This is a genomic window from Actinoplanes italicus (genome assembly GCF_003001815.1).
GTDB classification, from domain to species: domain Bacteria; phylum Actinomycetota; class Actinomycetes; order Mycobacteriales; family Micromonosporaceae; genus Actinoplanes; species Actinoplanes italicus.
In genome coordinates, this window is the sequence record NZ_PVMZ01000036.1 from 59,309 (window position 1) to 80,130 (window position 20,822).

Sequence of the window (20,822 nt, forward strand, 5' to 3'; positions counted from 1 at the left end):
AGTCCGCCGAGTCACGACCGTGAACGGCCGATAAATCCCCCGAAGGTGGTCCCGCTACCCTGGGCTGATGCCGACCAGCCGGATCCGACCGTTCCTCCTCCCGGTCACGGCCGCCGTCGGAATCGGCGCGCTCGTCGCCGCCGTCAGCCTGGCCCGCGGCAGCGAGCCGGGGCCCGGCCGCGCCCTGTTCGCACCGCCGAGTGCCTCCGCCGTGGCCTCCGTGCCGGCGTCCCCGTCGGCGACCGTGCCACCGGCCGCCGAGCCACCGGCCGATCTGCCCGTCATCGCCTATGCGAAGGGACCGCGCGGCCTGCCCGCCGACCCGGACGCGGCGTCGGTCGTCCCGATCACCGAGGCGCTGCGGCCGGAGAAGAAGACGGCGCTGTACGACGCGCCCGGCGGCCGTCCCCGCGCCTACCTGCCGCCCCGGATCAGCGGACTGCCGGTCGTCGTGCCGATCGTCGCCCGCGACAGCGGCTGGGCCGCCGTCCTGGTGCCGGCCGCCAACCGGGTGATCGGCTGGGTGCCGGAGGCCGGCTGGGACCCGGAGCCGCTGCGTGATCAGCTCGTCGTCAGCCTGGCCGACCGACGGCTCACCTGGCTGCGTGAGGGCGAGGAGCAGCAGCGCTGGACCGTGGCGATCGGCACCGACCGCACACCGACCCCGCACGGCCGCACGTTCGTGCTGGGCCGCACCGGCACGTCCGGCCCGATCTACGGCGGACTGGACGCGCTGGTGCTGGGCTCGGTGCCGGAGGATCCGGAGAAACTGGCGGCGAGCCTGCAGGGCGCGCACACCGGCATCCACGCCTGGACGAACAGGTCCGCCTTCGGCCGGAACGTGTCCAACGGCTGCGTCCGCACCCCGCCCGCCGGCATGCGCGAGCTGCTCGCTCAGGTCGACCCGGGAACCCCGGTCGTCGTCACAGCCTGATCTCGCTCCGCACCGGACGCGAGGCCCGGGCGCACGCCATCCAGCGCGACGCCGAGCAGCGCGGGCCACCCTGACCACGGTTGGCGGCCAGGTGCGTGACGAGCCGGGACGCCGGCGCCGGCGTGGCCTGCCGCAGCATCTCCCTGCGCACCTCGTCGAGCAGGTCCGGCATGGCCAGGCCGAGCGCCCGGCAGATCGCCGCCAGCACCTCCGACGAGGCCTCCTTGGTGCCGCGTTCGACCTCCGACAGGTACGGCAGCGACACCCCGGCCGCCGCGGCCACGTCCCGTAGCGTGCGTCCCTGACCCAGCCGGATCCGGCGCAGCACCTCACCGATCACCCGTCGCAACAGTGGCATCCCGGTCTCCCCTCCCCGCATGTGTCCGCTGTCATCATCGCCGTTTCCGCGCCGCGGTGCTAAGGTGGCCCAACTCCGATCCCGGATGCCGGCGTCTCCGCACACGCCCCCGGTGGTCGAAAATCCCGGCCGCGCAGCGGTCTTCTTCACGGCTCAAGCCCCGCTTGCCGTCGTCGCGCATTTCCGCGCACTCACCGAATCGAGTACCGCCCATGTCCGAATCCATGCCCGTCGACGCCCTGCTCGACATCACCGACGACCGCGCGTGGCTGCGCCCCAGCGGTTACGCACCCTCCCCCGCCGATCTGCCGCTGCCCCGCGGCGAGGTCCGCCGCCTGAATCTGCGCCGCGGCGACCACGTCACCGGAACCCTCGAGGCGAACCGGCGGCTGCACCTCACCGCCGTCAACGGCCGCCCGCCCGGCCCGCGCCCCGGCTTCCACGAACGCACCGTACTGCACCCGCACGAGCGGCTGCGCCTGGAGACCGACCCGCACATCCTGACGACCCGGATCGTCGACCTGTTCATGCCGGTCGGCAAGGGGCAGCGGGCCATCATCGCCGCTCCCCCGAAGGCCGGCAAGACCACGATCCTGCGTGACATCGCCGTCGCGGTCGGCCGCAACCATCCCGAGTGCCATCTCATGGTGCTGCTCGTCGACGAGCGCCCCGAGGAGGTGACCGACCTGCGCCGCACGGTCAAGGGCGAGGTTGTCGCCGCCAACTTCGACCGCCCGCCGCGCGAGCAGACCGCGGTCGCCGAACTGGCCGTCGAACGCGCGATCCGCCTGGCCGAACAGGGCGACGACGTGGTCCTGCTGCTCGACTCCCTGACCCGGCTGGCCCGCGCGTACAACCTGACCGCCCCGCCGCGCGGCCGTACCCTAACGGGCGGTCTGGACACGTCCGCCCTGTACCCGGCGAAGCGCCTGCTCGGCGCGGCCCGCTGCCTGGAGGGCGGCGGCTCGGTCACGGTCATCGCGACCGCCCTGGTGGAGAACGGTTCCGCCATGGACACGCTGATCTTCGAGGAGCTGAAGGGCACCGGCAACGCCGACCTGAAACTCGACCGCGCCCTGGCCGAGGCCCGCGTCTTCCCTGCCGCCGACATCACCGCCTCCGGCACCCGCCACGACGAGATGCTGCTGCACCCCGACGAAATCCCGCTGGTCAACCGCCTGCGCCGGGCCCTGGCGGCCCCGAACTCCCGCGACCAGGCCGCCCACCTGCTGCGGCAGCTGCGCGCCTCCGGCTCCAACGCCGCCTTCCTGCAGAGCCTCTCCCGCCACGACCGATAGCAGTGGTCGCACCGATAGGCTTCTCGGATGGTGGACGAGGCGGTCGTGCGGGAGTTGCTCGCCGCGATTCCGGTGGGCTGCACCTGGGTCGTGCCGGTGCACGGAGCGGACGGCGAGGTCACCGACTTCCGGATCGCGGCGACCAGCGACCGGATCCGGGACATCTTCGGGCGGGGTACCCAGCGCATCGACAGCCTGCTGGGTGAGCTCTACCCGTCGCTGCGCGGAGGTCCGCTGTGGACGCTCTACGCCGAGGTGCTGAAGACGGGCGTCTCCGGGGACATGGACGAGTTCCGGTACGAGGAGTCACGCGAGGGCGTGGTGGCCGAGTCCCGGTTCGAGATCAGTGTGCACCGGGTGCTCGGCGGGCTGCTGATCTGCTGGCAGCGGGTCGACGAGCATCAGCGCCGCCTGGAGCACACCGAGGTGCTCGGGAGTCTCGGGTGGAGTGAGTTCGATCTGGGCACCGGCGGCACGGACTGGTCGCCGGGGATGTACCGGATCTTCGAGCGGGACACCTCCGAGGGGCCGATGCCGCGGACCGACCAGGCGCTCGCGATGCTGCCGGAGGACCGGGGCATCGCCGAGGCGGCGTGGCAGACGCTGGACAGCGGCGCCACCTCGGACGTGACCGTCCGGTTCCGGATCGCCGGCCGGGTCAAGCATCTGCGGATCCTGTCGGACGTGGCCCGTGACGCCGGTGGGAAGCCGGTGAAGATCTACGCGGTGGTGCAGGACGTGACGGCTCGCGTCGACTCCCGTACCGAGATCGAATCGCTCAGTGACCGGCTGCGGACCCGGGAGATGACCGCCCTGGCCGAGCATCGCCTGGCCGGGCAGTTGCAGAGCCTGATCCAGCCGGTGCCGCGCTCACCGTTCGTGCTCGCCGGGCTGGAGGCGATGGTGAGCTATCTGCCGGCGGAGAGTGCCGTGCAGGTGGGCGGCGACTGGTATCACGCGCAGACGCTGCCGGACGGCCGGGTGGCGCTGGCGATCGGGGACGTCGCCGGGCACGGGCTGGAGGCGGCCAGCGGGATGGCGCATCTGCGGTTCGCGCTGGTGGCGTGGCTGTCGATCGGCATCTGCGACCCGGGTGAGCTGCTGCGGCACATGAACCGGCTGTGCGCGCAGCTCGGCATCACCGGGACGGCCCTGGTCGCCGTCTACGACCCGGAGACGCGGGCGCTGCCGTGGGCGCGGGCCGGGCATCTGCCGCCGCTGCTGGGGCGTGGCGGCCGGGCCACCGAGCTGGACCGCCCGGCGGGCCTGCTGCTGGGCGCCGAGCCGGACACCGCCTTTCCGGCCGCGGAGGCCCGCCTGGAGCCCGGTGACCTGGTCCTGTTCTTCACCGACGGCCTGGTGGAGCGCCGCCACAGCGAGATCACCGACCGGTCCGGCGAGGTCCGCGAGCATCTGGCGGCGGTCTCCGGCTCCGCGGAGCCGGATCAGCTGGCCCGCATCCACCGCCTGCTGCACGCCCCGAGCCCCGACGACGACACGTGCACGCTGGCGGTCCGCGTCCTGATCTAGAGCGCGGCCAGGTCCGGTGCGTGCCGGGAGGCGAGGCGCGTCCAGGCCGCGGTTCCTCCGGGCAGGGGCCATGCTCGGGTACGGGCTTCCGCGTGCTCGGCCTTGTGGAGGTCCACGCCGAACTGCTGTCCGAGAACGGCCAGCGCCCGGCCGGTCCCCGGATGGCGCCGGATGACCGTCTCGTGCTCCAGGTAGCGCTCGACGAGCTCGCGCGTGCGGCCGGCGGCCTCGTCGGTGTCCACGCGGGTGAGCTCGAGCCACGGCGGTTCGCGGTCCTCGGCGATGGCCGCGGCGAGCCGGTCGTGCCCGTCCAGCACCACGTAGCCGCAGAGGCCGCTGACCCACCAGAGCAGCACCGGCGCCAGGCTGCCGTCGCGGGCCTGCTTCCGGTACGCCTTGACCCGTCCGTCGCCGGGGCCGGCCGGCGTGCGCAGCGGCAGGACCGGCCAGCCGCCCTCGTAGTAGAAGTAGTCGGCGTCCGCGGTGTACAGCTCCCACCGCCACAGTGTCCGCAGGCGGGGCGCCCGGGAACTCAGCAGCCACCGTCCGGCGTGCAGTGGCACGTACCCCGAAGTCGAAAGCTCTGACCGGAAGTGATGGGCCCAGCGTTCCCACCACGCCTCGCCGCCGTCAGCGGCCACACCGGCCGTGTGGGCGGCCCGGATCGGTGGGACGGGCGAACGGTAGCGCCCCGTGCGGACGTAGTCGACGCCGTAGTTGCCGTCGTCGACGCGGCCCAGAAGCACCGGCTCGTCACCCTGCCGGATCAGCAGGAACCGGCTGCCGGCGACCTCGATCCGCAGCGGCGGCCGGCCGGTCCGCGGCTCCGGGGCCACGTCGAAGAGGAGATCCACCCGGCCATCATGGACCGGGACGCCCCGGCGCCGCATCAGGGTATGCGGCGCCGGGGTGCGGGCTCAGCGCACGTGAATGCCCGGCTGGGCCGGGGTGCTCATGCCGTTGCCGAGGAAGAAGCTCGGGTGCGGCGGCTGGTTGTAGGCGGTGTTCTGCCAGGCGACGGCGACCCGGTACTGCGAGTCGTGCATCAGTGTGTGGATGCGGCGGTCGGTGACCGCCGGGGTGCTGTAGATGCGCAGCGCCGACGAGTCCGACAGGCGCCAGACGATCTCCTCGCGCCAGTCGCCGAACAGGTCGCCCGAGACGGCCGGGGTCTGCTTGGTGCTGTTGTTGGAGGCGACCCCGGACGCGGTGAGCAGGCGGGTGTCGGCGCTGGTGCCGTACTTGTCGACCCGGGTGGCGTCGACGAGCTCCCGGACCGGGTCGGCGTCCCACCAGGCCAGGAAGTTCGTCGACGACGGCTTGCGGCCCACGTTGGCGCCGGTGGTGCTGGACAGGCCGGACACCGACGACGACCAGGCCTCGGCTCCGGCGCTGCCGGCGTAGACGTCACCGGCGACGGCCCGGCCGTTGTCACAGCCGCAGGACGGGTGCGACCAGATGACCGCGCCGGTGCGCCCGTCGAGCATGGCGTCGGTCGGCTGGGAGGTGGACTCGGACGGCCGGTACACCTCGATGCCGGCGCGGGACGGGATCAGGTCGCCGACGTGCAGGGCGTCGCCGTGACCGAGGCCGCTGCGCCACATCAGCGTGCCGTTGTCGTTGATCGCCGCGGCACCGTAGATGATCTCGTCCTTGCCGTCGGCGTCGGTGTCGGCGATCGACAGGTTGTGGTTGCCCTGGCCGTACGCGCCGACGTTGCTGTTGCCGGAGTCGTACGTCCAGCGGCTGGTCAGCGTGCCGTTGCGGAAGTCCCAGGCGGCGATCACGGCACGGGTGTAGTAGCCGCGCGCCATGATCAGGCTGGGCCGCCGGCCGTCCAGGTAGGCGGTCGCGGCGAGGAAACGGTCGACGCGGTTGCCGTACGAGTCACCCCACGACGAGACCGTCCCCCGGGCCGGCGTGTAGTTGACCGTGGACAGCGCAGCGCCGGTCTGCCCGCTGAACATGGTCAGGAACTCGGGGCCGGACAGGATGTAGCCGGAGGAGTTGCGGTGGTCGGCGGTGGACGAGCCGATGACCACCCCGGTGCCCGAGCGGGTGCCGTCGGCGGTCTTCATGGCGATCTCGGCCTTGCCGTCGCCGTCGTAGTCGTACACCTGGAACTGGGTGTAATGCGCCCCGGCCCGGATGTTACGGCCCAGGTCGATGCGCCACAGCCGGGTGCCGTTGAGCTTGTACGCGTCGACGAACACGTTGCCGGTGTAGCCCGACTGCGAGTTGTCCTTGGCGTTCGAGGGGTCCCACTTCACGAAGATCTCGTAGACGCCGTCGCCGTCGGCGTCACCGACCGACGCGTCGTTGGCCGAGTATGTGTACGCCACCCCGTCCGGCGTGGTGCCACCGGCCGGGACCTGCAGCTTGACGTCGAGGTAGCCGTTGCCGAACGTCAGCGACGCGGGTGAGTTGGCCTGCTCGGCGCCGTTCACGACGGCCCGGACCGTGTAGGACGCGTTCGCCGCGGCGCCCGGGTCCAGGTAGTTCGTGGAGTTGGTGATCGGCGTCGCGTTGAGCTTCGTGCCGGACCTGTACACGTTGAAGCCGGTCGCCGCCGCCTCGGTGCCGAGCAGCCGCCAGGACACCAGGTTGGCGCTGCCGGACCGGACACTGATCAGGCCCCGGTCGAGGTCCTCCATCTGGCGGCCGCCGGTGGCCGGGGGCGCCGACGTGGCCGGGGTGGCCGTGGGCCCTGCCACCTGGTTGAACGACCACTGCATGCGGGCTACGTCCGAGCAGGTCTCCTGCACGATCGGGTTGTTGCCGGCCGTCGAGCCGTCCCTGTTGCTCATGCACAGCCCGGTCGCGACACTCTTGACCAGGAACTTCCCGGACGCCGCGGTCGAGGCGGCGAACGTCCACAGCTGGTTGGTCTTGGTGCCGTCGCCACAGCCGTACTGCTGCAGCTGGGTGCCCGAGGTGGCCGACGAGCCCGGCACGTCGATGCAGCGGCCGCCGTTACCGTTGGCCAGGTTGAACTGGTTGTTCGCCCGGCCGGTCGCGGTCCACCGCTGGTTGGTCAGGGCGGTGTCGCAGGCGGTCTGAATGAGCAGCGCCGAGTTGTCGGCCGAGGCGCCGGTGACGTCGACGCACTTGCCGCTCGCGCCGGAGGCCAGGGTGTAGACGCCACCGGCCACCGGGGTGGCGGCCGCGGCGGCGGGCAGCATCGACACCGCCACGATGCCGCCCGGGACGGCGGCCGCGAGGACGCCGGTGACGATCAGTGCCCGGCGCCGCCGCCGGGTTCGCACTGCGGACATGGGGATGTTTCCTTTCGCATGGGGATGCGGGGGACGGACTCAAGGTCCACCCCGTAGATGCGGCACCCCACAGGCGACAACAAGAATTCTAGAGATTCAGGCAGATGCGTACGAGAGTCCCGCCCGGCACCGCGGTGGTGTAGACGGCGTCGCAGACCCGTTCGACGATCGCGAGCCCACGGCCCCGGATCGCCTCGGCAGACGGCATCGCACGGCCGAACGGCCGGTCCTCGCCCTTGTCGACCACGTCGCAGACCAGCTGACCGTCCTCGGCCCAGACCCGGATGTGCCCACCGCCGCTGGTGTGCTGCAGCGTGTTGGTGGTCAGCTCGCTGACCGCGAGGGTGAGCACCTCGACCCGGCCCTCGGACAGCCCGAGCGACAGCGCCCGCTCGGTGACGAACGCCCGGACCCGGCGCAGGTCGTCGGCCACCTCGTAGAACATGCCGTCCGGTTCGGGCATCAGGTTCAGCTCAGACATGGCGGCGATCTTCCGCCGGAGCGCGCAGCAGGGTGTCCAGTCCGGTGAGCTCCAGGACGGACGCGACCGCCCCGGCAGCGTTGACCACGTAGACCTTGCCTCCGGTGTGCTTGGCCGCGTGATGCGCCGTGACCAGGCTGTGCACCCCGCTCGAGTCGATGAAGGTGAGCCGGGCCAGATCCACGAAGACGGCTTTGGCCCTGTGCACGGCATCGAGCAGGACGGCGGTCAGATGCTCGCGGGCCGACAGGTCGCACTCACCGACGAGGGACACCGTGATCCGGCCGCTTGCGGCGGACGTCCTCGCCTCGAAGTTCGCCATCGATCGCCGTGTCCTTCCCGGCGGTCCCCCGCCTACCACGGCCATCATGTCATCCCCGCCCCGGAATCGGTGTGTTCGCCGGTCACCCGGTCAGGCAACGGTATCGACGAGAGTGGCCAGCGCGGCCGCCAGAACGGCCAGGCCCTCGGTGGGCGGGCCACCCGGTTCGATCATGTACGTGTCGCGCCGGATCTCGATCATCAGCGCGGTCACCGCGGGCTCGCGGTGGTAGTGCTCCAGCGGGACGTAACAGCCGGCGAACGGGCTGTCCAGGCCGGTCTCGCCGAACGCGGCGCGGGCCGCGGCGATCAGTGCCGCCGGGGTGTGGAACGAGTCGGTGCCCAGGCAGACCGGTGGGCGCGGGCCGTCGCCGTGCAGCTCGTAGGGCAGTTTCACGGTCGGATAGGAGTGCACGTCCAGAACGATCGCCCGGCCGGTGGCGGCGAGGCGCTCCCCGACGAGGGTGGTCATGGCTCGGGCGTACGGATGGAAATGCTCTCGCAGAAGGACGGCGTCGCGGGAGGGGTCGTCGGCGCGCAACCGCCGCCCCGCGTGACCGTGGGTGTAGACCGGGCCCATACCGGCCGCGAGCATCTCGTCGTCGGCGAACCGCTCCGGGTCGACGACCAGCCGGGACAACCGGTTCACGAAGATCCACGGACGTTTCCCGGCCGCGCCGGCCGCCTGAAACGCGATGAGGTCGGTGTGCGCGTCGGTGAGATGGTCCAATTCCTCGCCGACAATGTCCGAAAAGAGCCCGGAATCAACGAGTTCCCGGGAGGAATGGGGCACATGCAGGATCACCGGTGACGACGGATCGCCGGGCAGAACGTCGAAGGCCACCGCGCGAAGAATACGCGCGGTGGCCTTCGTGCGGCTCGATCAGGCGAGCTCGGAGCAGATCGTGTCGATCAGCAGGCGGGTGACCACGTACGGGTCGACGTTCGCGTTCGGGCGGCGGTCCTCGATGTAGCCCTTGCCGTCCTTCGCGACCTGCCACGGGATGCGCACCGAGGCGCCGCGGTCGGAGACGCCGTAGCTGTACTCGGTCCACGGGGCGGTCTCGTGCAGGCCGGTGAGCCGCTGGTCGATGCCGGCGCCGTAGCCGTCCACATGCTCCTGGCGCTTCTTACCCAGGGCCTCGGCACCCGCGATGATCGCGTCGTAGCCCTCACGCATGGCCTTGGTGGAGAAGTTGGTGTGCGCGCCGGCACCGTTCCAGTCGCCCTTGACCGGCTTCGGGTCGAGGGTGGCGGAGACGCCGTGCTTCTCGGCGATGCGGTACAGCAGCCAGCGGGCCACCCACAGCTCGTCGGCGACCAGCGGGGCGGCGACCGGGCCGATCTGGAACTCCCACTGACCCGGCATGACCTCGGCGTTGATGCCGGACAGGTGCAGGCCCGCGGCGAGCACCGCGTCCATGTGCTCCTCGACGATCTCGCGGCCGAAGACCTCGTCCGCGCCGACGCCGCAGTAGTAGCCGCCCTGCGGGGCCGGGTAGCCGCCGCCGACCGGGAAGCCGAGCGGGCGGCCGTCCTTGAAGAAGGTGTACTCCTGCTCGATGCCGAAGATCGACTCCTGGTCGGCGTACTTCTCGGCGACCGCGCGGAGCGGGGCGCGGGTGTTGGTCGGGTGCGGGGTGCCGTCGATCAGCTCGACCTCGCACAGCACGATGATGTTGTCGCCGCCGCGGATCGGGTCGGGGCAGACGAAGACCGGCTGGAGGACACAGTCGGACTTGTCACCGGGCGCCTGGTTCGTGCTGGAACCGTCGAAACCCCAGATGCCGGGCTTCTCGCCGTCGGCCAGGATCTTGGTCTTGGAGCGCAGCTTCGCGGTGGGCTGAGTTCCGTCGACCCACAGGTATTCGGCCTTGACGACCATTGTCCGTATTCTCCTCAAACTGGCGTACTTGGATGTACTCGGGGCGTACTCCACTAAGCCTGGGCAACACACATAAACAGGTGATAAACCCGAGCTCGACGCGAGGACGATAGCGGCCTCAGATCAACTCCTTGTTTCCGATCCCGCACCGTGGATGAGTGATCCCCGTAACGTTGACTCCTTCTCGACCCACCTATTTGTTTCCGCCAGTCACCTCCTCGGGGCGTCTGTCCCTCACCGCTCGCGACCCGGAACCCTTCACCCCTCACCACTCGCGGCCCGCTGCCAGGAGGACCTCGCGGACCTCGGTGAGGCGCGGATCGTCGCGGTTGGCGGCGCGGGTGGCCAGGTAGATCGTGTTGATCGGTGGGTCGTCGGTCGGCATCAGGTCGACCAGCGCACCGGTGCGCAGTTCCTCCTCGACCAGGTAGCGCGGCAGAACGGTCGTACCGATCCCGGCAACCGCGGCCGCCCGCAGGGCGCGTAGATCCGGCACGACCAGGACGGCGCGTTTCGGCGGCGGCGTACCCAGCACGTGTCGCCACCAGCGGCGGACGATCGGCAGGTCCTCGGCGTAGGCGAGCAGCCTCTCCCGGTTGCCGGGGGAGGCCGCGACCAGCACGAACTCCTCATCGCACAACGGCTCGGCGTGCAACCCCGCCCGGCGCGGGCGGATCGCGCTGACCACCAGGTCGAGCCGTCCGTCGGACAGTTCGGCGAGCAGGTCCTCGGCCAGCCCCAGCCGCACCCGCACATCGGTTCCGGCCGCGATCACCCCGGCCAGTGCCGGCAGAACGCGGGTGCTCACCAGCTCGGCCGGGCCGCCGAGATGCAGGGTCCGCCCCGCCATCGGCGACCCGCTGAGACCGGACGCCACGGCGGCGAGCGCGTCCATCGGACCGTCCAACCGGCGGGCCAGGTCGTCGGCAGCCGCGGTCGGAGTCACCCCGCGCGCTCCACGAACGAACAAGGGCTGGCCGGTCCGGCCCTCCAACGTGCGCAGCTGCGCGGTGACGGTGGGCTGGGACAAGCCGAGCGCCTCGGCCGCGCGCGTCATGGTGCCGGCCCGGTAGACGGTCAAGAACGTGTGCAGCAGGTCGAGCATGCCATCAGTATTCCTATGGCTGTCCTCACTGTTCCTGTTGGTTGCTGATGCCCGTGAGAGGGCATGGTTCCCTCATGACGAAAATCCTCATCGGCCTCACCAGTCACGGCGACCTGGGCGGCGTGCGCTCCACCGGTTACTACCTACCCGAGGCCGCCCACCCGTGGCGTGTGTTCACCGACGCCGGCTACACCGTCGAGTTCGCCTCGGTGGCGGGCGGCGAGCCGCCGGTTGACGGCGTCGACCTGTCCGACCAGGTGCAGAAGGACTTCACCGAACAGGTGTCGTTGAAGGAGACCCCGCGGTTCGGTGACCTCGACCCGTCCGGCTACGACGCCGTGCTGTTCGCCGGCGGGCACGGCGCCATGTGGGACTTCCCGTCCGACCCCGGCCTGGCGGCCTTCGCCCGTGAACTGTACGAACGTGGCGGTGTCGTGGCCGCCGTCTGCCACGGTCCGGCCGCGCTGGCCGGGCTCACGCTCTCCGACGGCACCCCACTGGTCGCCGGGAGGCGGATCGCGGCGTTCACCGACAGCGAGGAGAGCGCCGCCGGTCTCACCGAGGTCGTCCCGTTCCTGCTTCAGAGCCGTCTCGAGGAGCTCGGAGCGAAGCACTCCGGCGCCGCCGACTGGCAGCCGCACGTCGTCACCGACGGCCGTCTCGTCACCGGCCAGAACCCGGCGTCGTCGACCGGAGTCGCCGAAGCAGTCGTCGCGGTATTGAAGAAGTGAGTCCGACCCACGACGATCAGGGGAGGAGCGGGAGGAGGCGGCACCGTGGCCACTCAGAGGATCGTCGTGGGTTATGACGGATCACCCGACGCACGCAAGGCCGCCCGCTGGGCGCTCGACGAGGCGCAGCGGACCGACGCCACAGTGGAGCTGCTCTACGCGTACGAATGGCCCAGTTATGTTCCCGCCGCGGCGATGATGCCGGCCGCCGCCGTCTATCCGGACGCCGACACCGACGACGCGGTCGGCGAGATGCTGGGCCGAGCCCTGGAGACCGCGGCCGGCACCCACCCCTGCGTACGTCTGCGCACCCGGGTCGAGCACGGCACCGCCGCGGTGGCTCTGGCCCAGCGCAGTGCCGAGGCCGCGCTCGTGGTCGTCGGCGGGCCACGGCACTCCGCGGTGCGCTCGCTGCTCGGCTCGACGAGCGCCTCGGTGAGCACGCACGCCCGCTGCCCGGTCGTGGTGGTACGCGGCGAACCCCGGGACACGGATCCGGTGGTGGCCGGTGTCGACGACTCGCCGGCCGCCGCCACCGTTCTCGGGTTCGCCTTCGAGCAGGCCGCGGTCCGCGGAGTGCCGGTCCGGGCGGTGCACGGCTGGGCCCCACCGCCCGGTGACCTGCTCTGCGACGTCAACCTGTCCGCGGTCGCGGCCGAGCGCAGCCGGCTCGACGCCGTGGTGGACTGCTGGCGCCGCCGGTTCCCGCAGGTACCGGTCAGCACCGAGATCCTGGTCGGCGCGCCCGGCGAGGTGCTCGCCGAGGCCGCGGCCGGGGCGCAGCTGGTGGTGGCCGGCGCGCGGGCCAGGCGGGTACTGCGGATGACGCTGCGCCCGTCGATCGGACGCCATCTGCTGCACCGGGCGCGGTGCAGCATCGCGCTCGTACACGGAAGCCGGTAGCCGGTAGCCGGACTGGGCGTTCCGCCGGAAATCACCTGGGAAAGACTGTGAAGTCGCGCGACATCACCGCGGGTTTCCGGTCGGCCCCGAGCGGATCAGACGGCGGCGGGCACCAGGCGCTCGACCCGGCGGAGCAGCTCAGCGGGGCTGAACGGCTTGACCAGATAGTCCTCGGCACCGACCATCTCGCCCAGCGCGAGGTCGGCCGGGGTGCCGCGGCCGCTGATGATGATCACCGGGATGTCGGCGGTCTGCGGCGAGGAGTGCAACTCGTAGCAGAAGCCGAGGCCGTCGAGCCCCGGCATGGAGACGTCGAGCAGGATGAGCTGCGGTCGTTCGCCGACGGCCAGCGCCATGGCGGTACGCCCGTCGTCGGCCTCGAGGGTCCGGTATCCGGCGGCCCGCAGCCTGACGGCGACCACGTCACGTACGCCCGCGTCGTCGTCGGCGATGAGCACGGTCGGCGGCTGCAGAGCGGCTGCCCAGTCGTTGGGGGTCCACGGCAGGGCGTCGGCGTCGCTGAACGTGAGGGCCGTCGTCGCGGACGGGGTCTGCGGCATGTCGTCTCCTTGCAGCGGGGCCGTGGGCCTGAGGACCGCATCGGGGCCGTAGGCCTGGCGGGACCGTTCTGATCGGCGGGCGGTCGGCGTTCCACAGACGTCGCGGGTTGCGATCCCGGAGCGGCGGTAGTGGTGACGCCGGGGGCGGTGGTGACACGCCCCGACCCAACGGTTAGGTTAGGGTTACCTAAACGAGGAGGCGACCCGTGACCCAGACCGTCTTGCCGACCGAGGCGCCCCCGTTCCGGTTCTTCCCGGTCGAGGTCGCCCGCATCGTCCGGCTCAGCCCCAACTTCCTGCGGGTGACGTTCACCGGCGACGAGCTGGACCGGTTCGCCGACAACGGCTGGGACCAGCGCATCAAGCTGATCCCACCGCTGGAGGACTCGGGCCACGACCACCTGCCGACCGGCCCCGACTGGTACACGCAGTGGCGCGCCCTGCCCGACGACCGGCGCAACCCGATCCGGACGTACACGATCCGCAACGTCCGTGCCGCGGACCGCGAGGTCGACGTCGACATGGTGCTGCACGGTGTGAACGGTCCGGCCTCGCGCTGGGCGGTCGCCGCCCGGCCCGGCTCGAAGATGCTGATCATGGGCCCGAACGCCGACTTCGAGGGCCCGTCCGGTGGCATCGACTTCCACCCGCCGGCCACGACCCGCCGGATCCTGCTGGTCGGCGACGAGACGGCGGTTCCGGCGATCGCCTCGATCCTGTCCCGGCTCCCGGCTGACGCGGTGGGTCACGCGCTGCTCGAGGTTCCCGAGTCGGCGGACCGGCTGGAGCTCACCGCGCCGGCCGGTTTCACGGTGACCTGGCTGCCGCGCGACGGCGCCGGCCACGGCGTCGAACTGATCCCGGCCGTACGCGAGGTGGCCCAGCGGCTGCTCGGCGACTGCACCGCGCCCGCCACGGCCGATCTCGAGGACGTCGACATCGACGAGGACATCCTCTGGGAGGTCCCGGAGGAGTCGGCCGGCACCCCGGACGGCTTCTACGCCTGGCTGGCCGGCGAGGCCGCGGTGATCAAGACCCTGCGCCGCCACCTGGTCTCGGAGTGCGGCGTCGACCGGCGCGCGGTCGCGTTCATGGGCTACTGGCGCCTGGGCCGCCCCGAGTGCTGACGCCCGCCCGCGCGGACGTCCTCTCCAAGATCGCTGACAAGATGGATCCCCCTGTCGTACGGGTGGGAGTGGACGGTCCGGACGGCTCGGGCAAGACCGTACTGGCCGCGGAGCTGGCCTCGATGCTGCGGGATCGCGGCCGGCCCGTGGTCCAGGTGTCGATCGACGACTTCCATCACGTACGGGCGGTCCGCTACCGCCGCGGCCGGGACTCCCCGGAGGGCTTCTGGCGGGACTCCTACGACTACGACCGGTTCCGCGCCGACGTGCTCGAGCCGTTCGCTCCCGGTGGTGACCGCCGCTACCGCCCTGCCGCCCACGATGTGAGCACCGACGAGCTGCTCACGCCCGAGCCCCGGCAGGCGGAGCCGGATGCCCTGCTGATCGTCGACGGTCTGTTCCTGCACCGCGACGAGCTCTACGGGAGCTGGGACTTCTCGCTGTTCCTGGACGTGCCGTTCACCGAGACGGCCCGGCGGATGGCGGCGCGCGACGGCACCTCGCCCGACCCGGGCCATCCCGGCATGCGCCGTTACGTGGAGGCCCAGCGGATCTACTTCGCCACATGCGACCCACGGCGGCGGGCCACCGTCGTCATCGACAACACCGACACCGCGCGTCCCGTACTCAATCGGTGGGGTTGATCCTGATCAGACCGGTGACGGTGCCCTGGTTGTCCCGAAGTCCAAGACTCGACAGCGCACAGTGCCGGGATCCGACAGCGAACCAGCCGGCTCGGTGCCACCGTCGAAGGGTGACCCCTCGTGTACGAGCCGAGCTGCGTCGATCGGGCGGATTCGCGGGCCGATCCCTGCGTGTCGTCCTCGATTCCGCGACCCTCCCCCGAGACCAGGCCGCCCAGCTGGCCCGCCTGGTCGAACAGATCGACCTGAACCGGGTGGGCGCCGGCATCGGCGCCGCCTCACAGGCCGATCTGACCCGGTACCAGCTGGCCGTCGAGTACGGCGGGCGGCACTGGCGCGGCACGGTCGCCGAGCCCTGCGTGCCGACCGAGCTGCGCCCGCTCCTGAAATTTCTGACCGGCGCCGCCGGGTAGAAGGGTTAAGGACTCCCGCCGGCCTGCCGAAGGTCGCCGCCGTGAGCAACCCCCGCTATGCCCTGCGCTCGGCCGCGTTCGCGGCGGCCTACCTGGCGGCGTTCCTGGCCGCGGCGGCGACGCCGTTCTCCCCGCTGCCGCCGCTCGTGGTCGGCGCCGTCTGGCTGACCGCGCAGACCGGTCACGTCCGGCGCCGCTTCGACGTGATCATGCTGGCCACGGCCGCGGCGGTGGCAGCCACCCTGGAGGGCGCCGGCCTGCTGTTGTCGGCCACCGTCGCGGTGTGGGCCGTGGTGCCCGCCCTGATCTTCGCGATGCTGCTGGAACGCCGGCTGCCCGGTTACTGGCTGGGCCACGGCGACCGGTTCCGGCGGCCGCGTGCCGCGCTCGGCGCGCTGGCCGGTGCCGCGGCCCTCGCCGCGGGCGCCGGAGTCGTGGTGACCGGGGTGATCGACACCGCCTTCGACCCGGTGACGGTCATGGTGCACCTGGTCCGCGACACCGTCGTGCTGACGCTGGTGACCCTCGCGGTCCGTGCGGTCCGCCGCTCCCGAGCACCACGCCGGTCCGGCCTGACGGTGGTCCGCTGACCCGGTCAGCAAGGGTCGGGAGCGCCGTCGACCAGGGACATCAGCACGTGACTGCCCGGGCCTTCGTCGACTATGACGAGGTGCAGGGACGTCCCTGCCGGCATGGCGTCCGGCCGGATCCGGTACCTGATCTCACCGTCGCGGCCACGCTCGGGATTCAGCACCCGGTGGAGCTCTGGCCGCCCCTCCTGGTCGTCGTCACAGGACGGCGAACCCGCCGGCAGGAAGTCGACCCGGGCCGGCACTCCCACCCGCTTCAGTGTGGCCGAGAGCCCGTCGGCATCGGCGAGCTCCCGGATGGTCAGGCTGACCGTGCCGTCCGGCTCGGGTGCGACCGACCAGGCGACCAGCTCAAGGGGTTTCGACGCGGGCAGGTTGAACGCCACGGCCAGCACCGCCACGGCCAGGACCGCGCCGGCAGAGGCTCCGGCACGCCGGCGGCGCCGCAACACGCCGCCACGGGAGGTCACCTCGTCGAGTTCGCCGGTCATCCGCACCGGTTCGAAGCCGGCGCGCATCCGGTCGTACAACATCTCGTCCTGTTCGATCATCGCAGCCTCTCCGTCTCGCTGAGTTGGGTCCGTAGCGTGCGGGTGGCGCGGGCGAGGTGGGCGGTGACCGTGCCCGCGGCGATGCCGAGAGTCCGGGCGGTCGTCTCACTGTCCAGGTCGAGGAAAATACGCAGAGCGACGACCTGCCGCTGCCGCACCGGAAGGGATCGCAGCGCCGCCATCAGCCGGGTATCCAGCATCGCGTCGCCATCGACGGGACCGGCCCGGTCGTGCGGCGTCCAGTCGTCCGCCGGAACCTCCCGCCGCCAGCGTCGCCACCAGGAAACATGGGCATTGAGAGCGGTACGCACCACCCAGGCCTGAGGTGCCGGATGCCGCCGGACCGTGGGCCAGGACGCCCAGGCACGCGCGAACGCCTCAGCGACGAGGTCCTCGGCACGGTCCCGGTGACCCACGACTGCCGTCACCGTGCGTAGGCAGTTGTCCCGCGCGCTCTCGTAGAAGGTCGCGAACTCCATCACATCCTGTCTACGCGTGGGACCGCCGTTTCGCTTACCTGAGATCCCCGCCATATCCCCCGTCCACCTCTGGACGCCCGACATAGCACCGAGTGAGATTCGCCGGAACGATCGACGCGGAGAGTAACTACAAGGTGCAAGAATCTTCACCTTGAGAACAGTGAGACCGGGAGGACTACCAGCGATGACGACCTACGGACGGTCCGCGCGCGTGCTGCGCCGATACGGTCCCTGGACACTGGTGGTGATGACCGCGTCCCTTGCCGCCGCATTCGCGCTGCATCAGGCCGGGCCGACCGTCTTCGAGTCGCGGGCGACCGTGCTCCTCGACGCCCGGCTCACCACGCCGGCCACCACGCCCGGCAGCACCCCGCGCGCCCCCGACGCGGACACCGAACGTCAGATCGTCCTGTCCGACGCGGTGCTGCTGCCGGCCGCGAGCCAGGTCGGCCTCGACACCGAGGCGTTCCGCGAAGGCCTGTCCGTCGAGATCGTCCCGGACTCGGACGTGCTGAACGTCGCCTACACCTCCGGCAACCGGATCGACGCCCACGTGGGGGCCCGTGCCCTCGTCGAGTCGTACGTCGCCTACCGCACGACCAGCCCCGGCACCGTCACGGTGCTCACCGGGCCGAGCCTGCCGGACGAGGCGGTGACCCGCCCGCTCGCCAACTACCTGGCCGTCGGAGCGGCCGCCGGTCTGCTGCTCGGCGCCGCGACCGCCCTGCTGCGCGCCCGCACCCGCGGCCGGATCCGCGGCCGGGACGACTTCGCCGCCCTCACCGGCACGCCCGTGCTGGCGACCGTGCCACGGCACCGCCGCCCGGGCGGCACCGTCACCGGTGCACCGCTGATGCTGCGCGAACCGGAGTCGCCGGCCGCCGAGGCGTACCGCTACCTCCGGTCCCGTCTGCACCCGGCACTACGCCCGACGAACACGACGACGATCCTGGTGACCGGTCCGGGTGACCGGCAGGGCCGCACCACGACCGCCGCCAACCTGGCCGTCGCCCTGGCCCAGACCGGCCGCGCCGTGGTGCTGATCGACGCCGACCTGCGCAACCCGCAACAGCACCACGTCTTCCAGGTGGCCGGCGAGCGGGGCCTGACCACGCTGCTGGACGGCGACGCCACGGTGTCCGAGGTGCTGGAGGAGACCACGGTGCCGCACCTGCGGCTCATCCCGGCCGGCCACCGCGACGGTGGCCACTCCGACCTGCTGGACAGCGGTCAGCTGGCCCGGGTGCTGCGGGCCGTGGAGAAACACGCCGACGTCATCGTCCTCGACTCCTCCGCGGTCCTCAGCACCGCCGACCCGATCGCGCTGGCGGCCCTCGCCGACCGGGTCCTGCTGGTCGGCGACTTCGCCCGGACCGGCCGCGAGTCGGTCCGCCGCGCCCTGGCCGAACTCGCCGAGGTGGTTCACGACAACGTCAGCCCGGTGCTGGTGAACGCACCGAAGAGCGCCGGGACGCTCGTGCCGCGCCCCCGGGTCCGCCCGGCCGAGCCGGTCGCCACATACCACCGCGACCGCCTCATGTCGGACGCCGACGACGTGGCCCCGCCCGGAGTGACCTCGCACTCGTATGTGGCGGTGGACGAGGTCGACGACGATCTGATGGCCGACTTCTACGCCCGCACCACCACGGTCGCCGTCCCGGTCATCTACGGCTCCACCCAGACCACCACCGTCTACGCGTCGTCGACGGCCACCCTCGTCTCACCGGCGGAGGCCACGCCCCAGGACGAACCCGAAGAGACGGAGAACGCCGAGGAACCGGAGGAAGAGCCTGCCGAGACTGTCGGTTCAGCGACAACATCGGACGCGGTGTCGGATTAGCGTCGCCTCTGGAGCGTGAATGAACCGCAACGCAAGGTTGGACTCCACCACACATCGGGCATACGGCCCGGTAATGCCGGCCATGCGAATCTCCCCGGAGGACGAGCGATGACCACGAACCAGACCCTGATCAGTGAGGCTCCCGCCGACGCGAACGGCACGACCGAGCGCGCACGGCAGCGCGTGACATCGACCGTGCGCAGGAATCCGAAGAAAACGGCGACCGCGACCACCCTGGTCCTGGCCGCCGCGGCAGCCGCCGCCGTGCTCCTGACCCGGCGCCGCAAGGCCGCCGCCGCCCGCGGCCGTAACCGCCTGGCCGCCCTGCTGCACCGCTGACCCGTACTGAAAGACGACGCCACCGCCCGTGATCAGGCGGTGGCGTCGTCGTGTCAGACCCGCTCTCCGGTGATGTAGCCGGCCAGCGTGCTCCGCTCGTCCTCCAGCTCCCCGATCCGGTTCTTGACCACGTCGCCGATGCTCACCACGCCGCGCAGCACCCCGTCGACCACGACCGGGACGTGCCGGAACCGCCGCTCGGTCATCAACCGCTCGACGTCCTCCAGCTGCGCCTCCGGCGGAACTGTCCGGACCTGCGCCGTCGCGATCGCGCTCACCGGTTCTGCCAGCACCGGAGCCCCGCGAGCCGCGAGGGCCCGCACGACGTCGCGCTCACTGACGATCCCGTCCACCTGGGAGCCGTCGCGCGACACCACAGCCGCACCGATCCCGTGTTCCGCCAGAACGGCCAGCAGCCGCTCGATACTCACATCAGGCGCAACAGTGACCACCTGCTCACCCTTGACCCGCAGAATGTCGCTGATCCGCATCGTCCCTCCCTCGCACTGCTCTGTACCGGTCGGCCCCGCGTACCCCCTTCTATGCCGAAACCAGCCCACCGCTGTCAAGGAGGACAATCGCCAGGCGGTCCGCTTATACCTACTTCAATACCATTTGCGGGTACGGCCAAAGCTGCACAACCGCACTTTCGCAGAATCCGGCTGCGCCGCTGCCGCGGTCCGCCGGCCGCGCCGAGCAGTGGGCAGAGCTCCGATCCGGGCAGGCCGCGACCACCTCGTCGAACGTGCTGCCCATCTCGGGGCCCTCGAGTGTCGCCGGCCGGTAGCCCGCGGTGATCAGGCTGAGCCCGAACCCGCGGACGAACTCTACCGAGGCACGGACTGCCCGTCCGTGTGGACGCAGGTGGAGCTGTCGTCGGTAGCGTCGCCCGCCTTCGGCACAGGACGGCACCGTCACCGCTAGGCGACACCTCCTGACACAGAACAGCGGCGTCACCGCTAGGCCGTGTTTCGCAGGCGCGCTTCCGAGTCGGGGTGTGCGGCTGTCAGCCGTATCTCGGGCCTGGGTTCCCCTGCCCTGAGGTGACTCGGCTACGCCAGCTCGCGGGCCGTCAGGTGTCGGGTGGCCGTGGTCGTCGGCTTGCGTGGGGGATGACCGCCTTTTCCCGGTGCTGGACGATCATCGTGGGCTGTTTTCCGAGGGCGGCCCCGTGATATGGCTGCTTCCCGGCCCAGGAAGGGTGCCCGGGACACCGCTGGGCGATCGGGTCGGCCTGGGAGGGGTGCGCGGGGTTCTGCTGGGCGATCGGGCCGGGTCGGTTGGGTGCGCGGGGTACTGCTGGGTGATCAGGTCGGGTCGGTTGGGTGCGCGGGGTACCGCTGGGTGATCAGGTCGGGTCGGTGGTCGCGTCCACCGAAGTGGTGTATGACCGGGACTTTCCGGGATGAAAGAGGCGGCCACCGCAGATCCTTCGGATTGCCTAGATCAGAAGGAGAG

At 71.4% G+C, this 20,822-nt stretch carries 22 protein-coding genes and 1 pseudogene; 11 read left to right on the forward strand and 12 right to left on the reverse strand.

Going from position 1 to position 20,822, the window contains the following annotated elements:
- The first annotated feature begins 67 nt into the window (after positions 1-67).
- The gene (locus CLV67_RS47575) at positions 68-934 is read left to right on the forward strand and encodes a L,D-transpeptidase (RefSeq protein ID WP_106330596.1); all 867 of its coding nucleotides are present in this window, start codon (positions 68-70) and stop codon (positions 932-934) included.
- Between the two features lie 144 nt (positions 935-1,078).
- Here CLV67_RS47575 and CLV67_RS54070 read toward each other — a convergent pair.
- A pseudogene (locus CLV67_RS54070) lies at positions 1,079-1,292 on the reverse strand (helix-turn-helix domain-containing protein); the annotation flags it as partial.
- Between the two features lie 212 nt (positions 1,293-1,504).
- Between CLV67_RS54070 and rho the strand changes: the two are divergent.
- Positions 1,505-2,590 (forward strand): transcription termination factor Rho, encoded by a 1,086-nt coding sequence (rho, locus tag CLV67_RS47585; RefSeq protein ID WP_106330598.1) that lies wholly within the window; start codon positions 1,505-1,507, stop codon positions 2,588-2,590.
- A gap of 27 nt (positions 2,591-2,617) precedes the next feature.
- Positions 2,618-4,120 carry a PP2C family protein-serine/threonine phosphatase gene (locus CLV67_RS47590; protein ID WP_106330599.1) on the forward strand — a complete coding sequence of 501 codons (1,503 nt, stop codon included), beginning with the start codon at positions 2,618-2,620 and terminating at the stop codon, positions 4,118-4,120.
- Here the strand turns inward: CLV67_RS47590 and CLV67_RS47595 are convergent.
- The 7 genes from CLV67_RS47595 to CLV67_RS47625 form a co-directional block, all read right to left on the reverse strand.
- Positions 4,117-4,974 carry a hypothetical protein gene (locus tag CLV67_RS47595; RefSeq protein WP_106330600.1) on the reverse strand — a complete coding sequence of 286 codons (858 nt, stop codon included), beginning with the start codon at positions 4,972-4,974 and terminating at the stop codon, positions 4,117-4,119. The genes CLV67_RS47590 and CLV67_RS47595 overlap by 4 nt on opposite strands.
- A 63-nt stretch (positions 4,975-5,037) precedes the next feature.
- Complete coding sequence (locus CLV67_RS47600; RefSeq protein ID WP_239166920.1) at positions 5,038-7,395, reverse strand: rhamnogalacturonan lyase family protein; 2,358 nt, start codon at positions 7,393-7,395, stop codon at positions 5,038-5,040.
- An 88-nt stretch (positions 7,396-7,483) separates the two neighbouring features.
- Complete coding sequence (locus tag CLV67_RS47605) at positions 7,484-7,876, reverse strand: ATP-binding protein (protein ID WP_239166919.1); 393 nt, start codon at positions 7,874-7,876, stop codon at positions 7,484-7,486.
- The gene (locus CLV67_RS47610; RefSeq protein ID WP_106330601.1) at positions 7,869-8,198 is read right to left on the reverse strand and encodes an STAS domain-containing protein; all 330 of its coding nucleotides are present in this window, start codon (positions 8,196-8,198) and stop codon (positions 7,869-7,871) included. Before CLV67_RS47610 ends, CLV67_RS47605 begins: the two co-directional genes overlap by 8 nt.
- Positions 8,199-8,288: 90 nt before the next feature.
- Entirely contained in the window at positions 8,289-9,041 is a 753-nt protein-coding gene (locus CLV67_RS47615) for an N-formylglutamate amidohydrolase (protein WP_106330602.1), read from the reverse strand.
- 39 nt (positions 9,042-9,080) lie between these two features.
- Positions 9,081-10,082, reverse strand: a complete 1,002-nt coding sequence (gene glnII / locus CLV67_RS47620; protein WP_106330603.1) for a glutamine synthetase — start codon at positions 10,080-10,082, stop codon at positions 9,081-9,083.
- A gap of 265 nt (positions 10,083-10,347) precedes the next feature.
- Positions 10,348-11,187: a LysR family transcriptional regulator gene (locus CLV67_RS47625; protein ID WP_106330604.1), complete on the reverse strand. Its 840-nt coding sequence runs from the start codon at positions 11,185-11,187 to the stop codon at positions 10,348-10,350.
- A 74-nt stretch (positions 11,188-11,261) separates the two neighbouring features.
- Between CLV67_RS47625 and CLV67_RS47630 the strand changes: the two genes are divergently transcribed.
- Positions 11,262-11,918, forward strand: coding sequence for a type 1 glutamine amidotransferase domain-containing protein (locus CLV67_RS47630; protein WP_106330605.1), 657 nt, complete (start codon positions 11,262-11,264; stop codon positions 11,916-11,918).
- A 45-nt stretch (positions 11,919-11,963) separates the two neighbouring features.
- Positions 11,964-12,821: a universal stress protein gene (locus tag CLV67_RS47635; protein ID WP_106330606.1), complete on the forward strand. Its 858-nt coding sequence runs from the start codon at positions 11,964-11,966 to the stop codon at positions 12,819-12,821.
- Between the two features lie 95 nt (positions 12,822-12,916).
- Here CLV67_RS47635 and CLV67_RS47640 read toward each other — a convergent pair whose 3' ends face one another.
- Positions 12,917-13,381, reverse strand: coding sequence for a response regulator (locus tag CLV67_RS47640; protein WP_106330607.1), 465 nt, complete (start codon positions 13,379-13,381; stop codon positions 12,917-12,919).
- A 206-nt stretch (positions 13,382-13,587) separates the two neighbouring features.
- Here CLV67_RS47640 and CLV67_RS47645 point away from each other — a divergent pair, with 206 nt between their 5' ends.
- From CLV67_RS47645 to CLV67_RS47660, 4 genes are all read left to right on the forward strand, one after another.
- On the forward strand, positions 13,588-14,508 hold the full coding sequence (locus CLV67_RS47645; protein ID WP_106330608.1) for a siderophore-interacting protein: 921 nt from the start codon (positions 13,588-13,590) through the stop codon (positions 14,506-14,508).
- 41 nt (positions 14,509-14,549) lie between these two features.
- Complete coding sequence (locus CLV67_RS47650; RefSeq protein ID WP_106330618.1) at positions 14,550-15,152, forward strand: nucleoside/nucleotide kinase family protein; 603 nt, start codon at positions 14,550-14,552, stop codon at positions 15,150-15,152.
- 110 nt (positions 15,153-15,262) lie between these two features.
- Complete coding sequence (locus CLV67_RS47655; protein ID WP_106330609.1) at positions 15,263-15,565, forward strand: protealysin inhibitor emfourin; 303 nt, start codon at positions 15,263-15,265, stop codon at positions 15,563-15,565.
- Between the two features lie 41 nt (positions 15,566-15,606).
- Positions 15,607-16,155: a hypothetical protein gene (locus CLV67_RS47660; RefSeq protein ID WP_106330610.1), complete on the forward strand. Its 549-nt coding sequence runs from the start codon at positions 15,607-15,609 to the stop codon at positions 16,153-16,155.
- A gap of 5 nt (positions 16,156-16,160) precedes the next feature.
- On the opposite strand, the gene CLV67_RS47665 is transcribed toward CLV67_RS47660, so the two are convergent.
- Together CLV67_RS47665 and CLV67_RS47670 are read right to left on the reverse strand one after the other, a co-directional pair.
- Positions 16,161-16,706: a hypothetical protein gene (locus CLV67_RS47665; RefSeq protein ID WP_106330611.1), complete on the reverse strand. Its 546-nt coding sequence runs from the start codon at positions 16,704-16,706 to the stop codon at positions 16,161-16,163.
- Complete coding sequence (locus CLV67_RS47670) at positions 16,703-17,185, reverse strand: sigma-70 family RNA polymerase sigma factor (RefSeq protein ID WP_239166918.1); 483 nt, start codon at positions 17,183-17,185, stop codon at positions 16,703-16,705. Before CLV67_RS47670 ends, CLV67_RS47665 begins: the two co-directional genes overlap by 4 nt.
- 247 nt (positions 17,186-17,432) lie before the next feature.
- On the opposite strand from CLV67_RS47670, the gene CLV67_RS47675 reads away from it, so the two are divergent.
- Both CLV67_RS47675 and CLV67_RS47680 read left to right on the forward strand, forming a co-directional pair.
- The gene (locus tag CLV67_RS47675) at positions 17,433-19,025 is read left to right on the forward strand and encodes a polysaccharide biosynthesis tyrosine autokinase (protein ID WP_170154274.1); all 1,593 of its coding nucleotides are present in this window, start codon (positions 17,433-17,435) and stop codon (positions 19,023-19,025) included.
- 108 nt (positions 19,026-19,133) lie between these two features.
- On the forward strand, positions 19,134-19,364 hold the full coding sequence (locus CLV67_RS47680) for a hypothetical protein (RefSeq protein WP_106330613.1): 231 nt from the start codon (positions 19,134-19,136) through the stop codon (positions 19,362-19,364).
- Between the two features lie 53 nt (positions 19,365-19,417).
- Here the strand turns inward: CLV67_RS47680 and CLV67_RS47685 are convergent, their stop codons facing one another.
- The gene (locus CLV67_RS47685; protein WP_106330614.1) at positions 19,418-19,855 is read right to left on the reverse strand and encodes a CBS domain-containing protein; all 438 of its coding nucleotides are present in this window, start codon (positions 19,853-19,855) and stop codon (positions 19,418-19,420) included.
- Positions 19,856-20,822 lie beyond the last annotated feature (967 nt).

What these genes read in the sequence shown, in the direction of transcription:
- CLV67_RS47575 (WP_106330596.1), top strand. Translation starts at nt 68, where the DNA reads ATGCCGACCAGCCGGATCCGACCGTTCCTCCTCCCGGTCACGGCCGCC.
- rho (WP_106330598.1), top strand. Translation starts at nt 1,505, where the DNA reads ATGTCCGAATCCATGCCCGTCGACGCCCTGCTCGACATCACCGACGAC.
- CLV67_RS47590 (WP_106330599.1), top strand. Translation starts at nt 2,618, where the DNA reads ATGGTGGACGAGGCGGTCGTGCGGGAGTTGCTCGCCGCGATTCCGGTG.
- CLV67_RS47600 (WP_239166920.1), bottom strand. Translation starts at nt 7,395, where the DNA reads ATGTCCGCAGTGCGAACCCGGCGGCGGCGCCGGGCACTGATCGTCACC.
- CLV67_RS47605 (WP_239166919.1), bottom strand. Translation starts at nt 7,876, where the DNA reads ATGTCTGAGCTGAACCTGATGCCCGAACCGGACGGCATGTTCTACGAG.
- CLV67_RS47610 (WP_106330601.1), bottom strand. Translation starts at nt 8,198, where the DNA reads ATGGCGAACTTCGAGGCGAGGACGTCCGCCGCAAGCGGCCGGATCACG.
- glnII (WP_106330603.1), bottom strand. Translation starts at nt 10,082, where the DNA reads ATGGTCGTCAAGGCCGAATACCTGTGGGTCGACGGAACTCAGCCCACC.
- CLV67_RS47625 (WP_106330604.1), bottom strand. Translation starts at nt 11,187, where the DNA reads ATGCTCGACCTGCTGCACACGTTCTTGACCGTCTACCGGGCCGGCACC.
- CLV67_RS47630 (WP_106330605.1), top strand. Translation starts at nt 11,262, where the DNA reads ATGACGAAAATCCTCATCGGCCTCACCAGTCACGGCGACCTGGGCGGC.
- CLV67_RS47640 (WP_106330607.1), bottom strand. Translation starts at nt 13,381, where the DNA reads ATGCCGCAGACCCCGTCCGCGACGACGGCCCTCACGTTCAGCGACGCC.
- CLV67_RS47650 (WP_106330618.1), top strand. Translation starts at nt 14,550, where the DNA reads ATGGATCCCCCTGTCGTACGGGTGGGAGTGGACGGTCCGGACGGCTCG.
- CLV67_RS47665 (WP_106330611.1), bottom strand. Translation starts at nt 16,706, where the DNA reads ATGATCGAACAGGACGAGATGTTGTACGACCGGATGCGCGCCGGCTTC.
- CLV67_RS47670 (WP_239166918.1), bottom strand. Translation starts at nt 17,185, where the DNA reads ATGGAGTTCGCGACCTTCTACGAGAGCGCGCGGGACAACTGCCTACGC.
- CLV67_RS47675 (WP_170154274.1), top strand. Translation starts at nt 17,433, where the DNA reads ATGACCGCGTCCCTTGCCGCCGCATTCGCGCTGCATCAGGCCGGGCCG.
- CLV67_RS47680 (WP_106330613.1), top strand. Translation starts at nt 19,134, where the DNA reads ATGACCACGAACCAGACCCTGATCAGTGAGGCTCCCGCCGACGCGAAC.
- CLV67_RS47685 (WP_106330614.1), bottom strand. Translation starts at nt 19,855, where the DNA reads ATGCGGATCAGCGACATTCTGCGGGTCAAGGGTGAGCAGGTGGTCACT.